4 protein-coding genes and 1 pseudogene are annotated in these 5,434 nt (G+C 44.4%); 3 read left to right on the plus strand and 2 right to left on the minus strand.

Going from position 1 to position 5,434, the window contains the following annotated elements; translation table 11 throughout:
• Nucleotides 1-651 (minus strand): annotated as a pseudogene (locus V6C93_RS10200) (hypothetical protein); the annotation flags it as partial.
• Nucleotides 652-1,028: 377 nt separating this feature from the next.
• On the opposite strand from V6C93_RS10200, the gene V6C93_RS10205 reads away from it, so the two are divergent.
• The gene (locus tag V6C93_RS10205; protein WP_333476549.1) at nucleotides 1,029-1,490 is read left to right on the plus strand and encodes a DUF6884 domain-containing protein; all 462 of its coding nucleotides are present in this window, start codon (nucleotides 1,029-1,031) and stop codon (nucleotides 1,488-1,490) included.
• A gap of 783 nt (nucleotides 1,491-2,273) precedes the next feature.
• On the opposite strand, the gene V6C93_RS10210 is transcribed toward V6C93_RS10205, so the two are convergent.
• On the minus strand, nucleotides 2,274-2,681 hold the full coding sequence (locus V6C93_RS10210; RefSeq protein ID WP_333476550.1) for a hypothetical protein: 408 nt from the start codon (nucleotides 2,679-2,681) through the stop codon (nucleotides 2,274-2,276).
• 389 nt (nucleotides 2,682-3,070) lie between these two features.
• Here V6C93_RS10210 and V6C93_RS10215 point away from each other — a divergent pair, with 389 nt between their 5' ends.
• On the plus strand, nucleotides 3,071-4,468 hold the full coding sequence (locus tag V6C93_RS10215; RefSeq protein WP_333476551.1) for a DUF6884 domain-containing protein: 1,398 nt from the start codon (nucleotides 3,071-3,073) through the stop codon (nucleotides 4,466-4,468).
• Nucleotides 4,469-4,593: 125 nt separating this feature from the next.
• A partial coding sequence (locus V6C93_RS10220) for a hypothetical protein (RefSeq protein ID WP_333476552.1) occupies nucleotides 4,594-5,434 on the plus strand: 841 nt, incomplete at its 3' end.

The following is a 5,434-nucleotide window of genomic DNA, read 5'->3' on the forward strand; positions in this document are numbered from 1 at the left end:
AAGTGTAGTAATGTCTCTCAAAATGCCATCAATGCGATAGCGGACTCGCAAGCCTTCTTGGGTAGGCTCCAGATGAATGTCGCTAGCGCCGTAGCGCACAGCACGTTCAATAAGAGTTTTGATCCGAGAAATTTGATTATCTGCCCTCCTCAAAGAGAGTTCGGTAATCTCACAAATGTTATCTGGCTCGATATCTGCTTCAGCTACAGAAACAGCAGTTGAAGTCGAGGGCGTTACCACAACAAGTTTAGATAGGGGAACTCCAGAGCCAGCAGGGTGATGAACCAAATACCAGGAACGATAGCTGCGGAGAGATATGGAAACCGTCTTAATTGAGGTTGAAGTACGACGGCTCAAAAGAGAAATAGCTCCCGCGTCAAGTTCAGTAGGGGTTCCGACATAAAAGCACCCCTGCCACAACAATAAAGGGATGACAGGTGGCAGATCCTGGCGGTTAGGGAAAAAACGGAAGAATCGATTACTCACCTCGTCGGAAAGAAGGTCAAAATTCACGGAACCAGATGGATCGACCAGTTGAGCGATCGCTTCAGCACAAGTGATTTGCTTGTTTTGAAGTCTGACCCACGGAAGTTGTAGTGAAGACTGAGCGCAAGAATTGAGACTAACGCGCTCTTGGAAAGCAGCCGTCATAGTTTTAATTATTAATTAAATTGATTTCAAGGTTGACTCGCAAGGAGTAGCACTTTCATGGAGTCACAAGTAACCGAACTTCCGCTCAAAGTTTAGATAAACTCTCGCACTTGGAGTAGCGTCGGTCAAAGCTCCTTCTGTGTTGAAGATATTGGCTTTCATATCGGAGACTCAATCTTACTTAAGGAATACGCCAAAAGTTAGAGAAAGAATTTAAGAGAATGAAAAGCTTGAAATATGGTAAAACTTGAACCAAGACTATATCCTAAGTTAGATAACAAGAAAGTAATATTACGTCAGTTACTTTAACGTATTTTCATTATTGGCGAGAGCGATATCTCTCATGGAAAATTAACAGTCTTCATGAAAAAACCAGCATGAAATACACAATGGGACTCATCACTTGCTCAGGGTCAAAAAGCCAAGAAGCGACGCAGGCGAAAGATCTGTACCAAGGAGATTTGTTTAAAAAGTCACGAAAGTATCTGGAACTAATCGGGATAAGATATGTGATTCTGTCGGCAAAGTTAGAAGTGGTAGAGCCGGAGGAAGTGATCGAGCCTTACGACTGCACTCTTAAGGACAAGAGCTTTCGAGAGCGATCGCGTTGGGCGAGGGAAGTAGCCCATAAAATCGAAGAGATAGAGCCAAGAGGAGGAAGCTTATTGGTATTGGCGGGAAAAAGATATAGGAAATTCGCCGATTATTTACCAGTGGGAAAATATAGCCTGGAAGTCCCCCTAGCGGGTAAAGGCATAGGACAACAACAAGCATGGTTAAAACATCAAATTCAAGCGTTGCTAAAGATCGCGTCAATCCAGGAAGGGAGAATTTTCTGATTTCTGCCGCGTTCTTTAACTCGATGCTGACATAAGATGCCGAGACGCTAATAGACTTGGTTCTGGAGATGAAAATAAAGATTAATGCAGACAACTTAAAAAAAATGCCTGCCAAAAGGAATAGAGAGGGAAAGGCTGTAACGGCATGATGCGCTTTTATAAGCTTCGCTTGCCGTCCTCTAACTTGAGAGATACTCACAAAGAGAGACCCTCCCACAGGGAACGACGATCTATTAATTAAATAAGAGAAAACACTATCGCACTCCGGAGGTACTTGCAAGACGCCAATAGCGCAAGCTAGAAGAGCAAAGCAGATCGCAATTTTTCCCATCTGATTCTCTCTCTTCCATCTGATACATCCCGTTTAATTCTCCCATCTAATGATTTAGGCTTTCCACCCTTTAATGACCTCCCGATCGGGCTTTCCATCGGGAGGATTTTTATTGAAATCATTGAATACTCGCTTCCATAGATTGTTTTTACAAGCCCTATGGCGCTTTTATAGCAGCGTGGCAGGGTATAAATCCAATAGCTACCGCTAACTGTGTAAAGAAACTTTGTAAAAACACGCAGCGTTTAGCGTCATTGAAATGGAATTTGTGAAAATTGACCTTAGAATTTTTGTGCTAATCGCACTATGTCATCAGGATAAAAACTAAAAATATATTTTTTTTAGATAATAAATACAGGGAAATGCATAATTTTTCAACCAACTATTAGGTGAAAGTATGCTACACGTTCTTTCAAACCGAAAAAACGCTTGGAGTGGAATCGAAACTTAACTTAATCCGGTTCAAGATATTGTTGCCTGATCTCATCCATATCAAGCAATTGAGCCAGCGTCTGAATTAACGCTCTCTTCTGGTCGAGTGGCACGTCTTCTCGCTGTAGCCAAAGCAGAATAAGTCGCCTTAGCCCATCAAGTTCAAGGTTCAAGTCCGTCTCAAAGAAAAATTTGTTGCTGGCAAGTCGGCAATACAATTGCAAGTTTGCTAGCGCAACCTGCTGCCAATCGATGCCGGAAAGCGCGAGCGTTGCGCTGGTGTCTAGCGCAGATTGCGAGTTTGGGTCTAAAGAACGGATGAATTCGCGCAGAACATCAGTTTTAGTCCTGCGGTGTACCTGGCAGTGAGCCTCCAAAATCTTCAATTCAGCGCTAGGTAGCCGAATGTTCAATCCCTGTGATGACATGGTGTTAAAATGTAGTGTGTTGAAATTTGCGATACAAGTATTGAAATTTGCGATACAAGAATCTATTATAGAGATGCACTGGTTTTTTAGATAGATCAACACAAAGCTTTGAGTTGGGGTTAACCTGCCCAACGCATTGCTAGCGCTCGCACCCTCCTCGACAGGAAAAGAGAGAGCGAGTGCAAGAGTGTTGACTGGCACTTACACAGTACAGGTATCCAGCTCGATCTTCATACCGTTGTCAAATTCCACACGGGTTGGAATTTAACAAGAAAAATCACGTAAATCACGTCAAAAAAAATCAAGCAATTGCTCGAAAAGAACGCACGACATAAATGCGATCGTTTGTTCTAAGACAGCACGCTTAGATATTCGTCTGGCTACAAGTAATGAGTTCACAACAAATCAAGGAACCAAGGTTCTTTGCCGCATTTGGAAAAGGCGACTATTTCAAGTGCGGTGAAGATGAAAAAACACGACTGGGATTTTGGAACTTCTTCGCAAAGGGCATAAAGCCATACGGCTATCTGTTCTCATTAACCTATCGATACGCTATCTTCCCAGACCGAAATACCCCAGTGTTCGGAGACTGCGGAGCGCGAAGCTATCGATTTGAAGAAGAACCAACAATCAGAGGTCAAAAAGTCACAGCGCAATGGGCGATCACTCAGTATGAGGAGTATTTAAGGGAACACGTTGAGCGATATCTAGTTGCCCCCGATCACATCCTGATAGAAGGGCTGTCCCACAAGCAGTTAGAGCAAAGGCGAGAGTTTAACTGGACTCAAGCTGTAAATTTCAGAGCGCTAGTCCCTGACTGTGACAATACAACGGCGATCGCCGTAGCTCACGGGATTACTACAGGTGAACGAATCGACTACGCTCGATCGCTAATCGACATAGGTTACAAAGCAATCGGTTTAGGCGGCTTGGTAGGGATAGGCTCTGTCAAATATACGCTCTCGGTTGTTAAAGCAATCGTAGAAGCGTTGCCACCGGAAATCTACGTTCATGCCTTTGGCTTGTGTTCTCCGGCATATGTCAAAGAATTTGCCAACCTGGGAGTAAACAGCTTTGATGGGTCAACTCATCTGCAAGAAGGGTTTAAGGGAATTTTCCTAGAAGCAATTGAAGGGCAACTGAGGCGGCATCATTGCTCCTCAAACCGAATAACAATTCCCTTTTGCGGATGTGTTCCATGTTCCCTGCTCTCAAAAATGGGTATCGAGCCTCGCCTCTCGAACAACCGACCCAACAACTTAGGGAGAGTTGTTCACAATTTAGAAAGCCTGGTGCGATCGCACAGACAAGCCACGTTGAGCAGGCGAATCGTTTTGGTAGCCTGCGTTGCCAGAAAACTCGATCGGGCATCACCGGCTAAAGAGCTTTATTGCTCTCAGTGGTTCCGAACTGCTTGCAAATATGCCTCATCAACCGGGTGGGAAGTGTATTTCCTAAGCGCCCGACACGGGTTAGTGCATCCCGATCAAGTGCTGCAACCCTACGAATGCAACCCCAAAAAGAGGACACGCAGCCAAACTAAGAAATGGCAAACAATGGTTGTAAACCAGCTAAAAGAACTGGCTCCAGAAGGCGCACAGTTCACAATTATCGGCGGAAAAGCTTACTACAAAGGCGTCAAAGAGCAACTGGAAAAAGTTGGTTCGTACACGGTATCAACACCGCTTAATGGGCTGGGGATTGGCTGGCAATTAAATTGGCTAAAAACTCACACACCCAAGTACGAACAGCTATCTCTCTTGGGACTGAAAGAAACTTACGCCTAACGCCTGCGCTGCTCTTGTCTTGCTCAAAGCCTGTGAAGAGCGCTAGTTTTCCTCTCTTGATGTCTCATAAATCGCTAGCGCTCTCGCACACAAGAAATAAAAACACTCTCCACATTCTTAAATCTATGACAGCCGGACTGCAAGAAAATCCTGTTCAAGAAGGGTATCAGGCTTATGCGATCGTGCGTAAGCGGGACTTAAAAGCCCTAAACAAGACGACTATTCGATTCAGAATTTCACTGCAAGGAGCCTCAAAGAAAGCAGCTCCTAAGTGGAAACAGGTTCTCAAAGCAGAGAAGCCGTCAAAGAGTACAGGTGAACAGACCGATACAAAACCAGAATCCGACTTAGAGAAAATTACCAAGTCTAAAGTGGGATTGCGGGGAATATCTGTATTCGAGGCGTTGGACGATGCGGCAACACAAATTCGGCAAGAAATCGAAGACATCCAATCGTGGATGATGCAAGACAATGGTGAGTATGTTTGCAGCTTAGATCTCGCACCCTTAGTATGGGCAAAGATGATTTATGTTCGAGACGAACTAGCACCCCAATTACGGGAAAAATTAAAACAGGAACACTTCAAAGGGCTAAAAGATTTTGAATATAAAATTGATGAGTTCCTCAGCGCCCAAACCTGGGATATAAGTGAAGAACAAAGAGAGGAAGCCAAAAGCCAACTCCTTAGAAAGTTCCCGGATATTTCAGAGCTAGAAGACTGCCTGCAAGTCGTAATTGCACGACCTGTTATAGTTCCAGCCCTAAACGAACAAATGAACGAGGAACAGGCACTGTGCCTGAACCAAATCACGCAGTTCATCGAAAATTACGACAAGGATTTGCAGGAGAATCTGACCCGCTCTGCGATCGCTGGTGGACAGCAATTAGCCGCTCAGTTATTGGAAGATTTGGCGAAGTGGGAACCAGGAAAGAAGCCCGTTCAGTTTCGCCGAAGAATAGAAAAGC

It is taken from the genome of Allocoleopsis sp. (assembly GCF_036703385.1).
GTDB lineage: Bacteria > Cyanobacteriota > Cyanobacteriia > Cyanobacteriales > Coleofasciculaceae > Allocoleopsis.

Bases quoted from the DNA above. Each gene is read 5' to 3' on its own strand.
- V6C93_RS10205 (WP_333476549.1), top strand. From the start codon at position 1,029: ATGAAATACACAATGGGACTCATCACTTGCTCAGGGTCAAAAAGCCAA.
- V6C93_RS10215 (WP_333476551.1), top strand. From the start codon at position 3,071: ATGAGTTCACAACAAATCAAGGAACCAAGGTTCTTTGCCGCATTTGGA.
- V6C93_RS10210 (WP_333476550.1), bottom strand. From the start codon at position 2,681: ATGTCATCACAGGGATTGAACATTCGGCTACCTAGCGCTGAATTGAAG.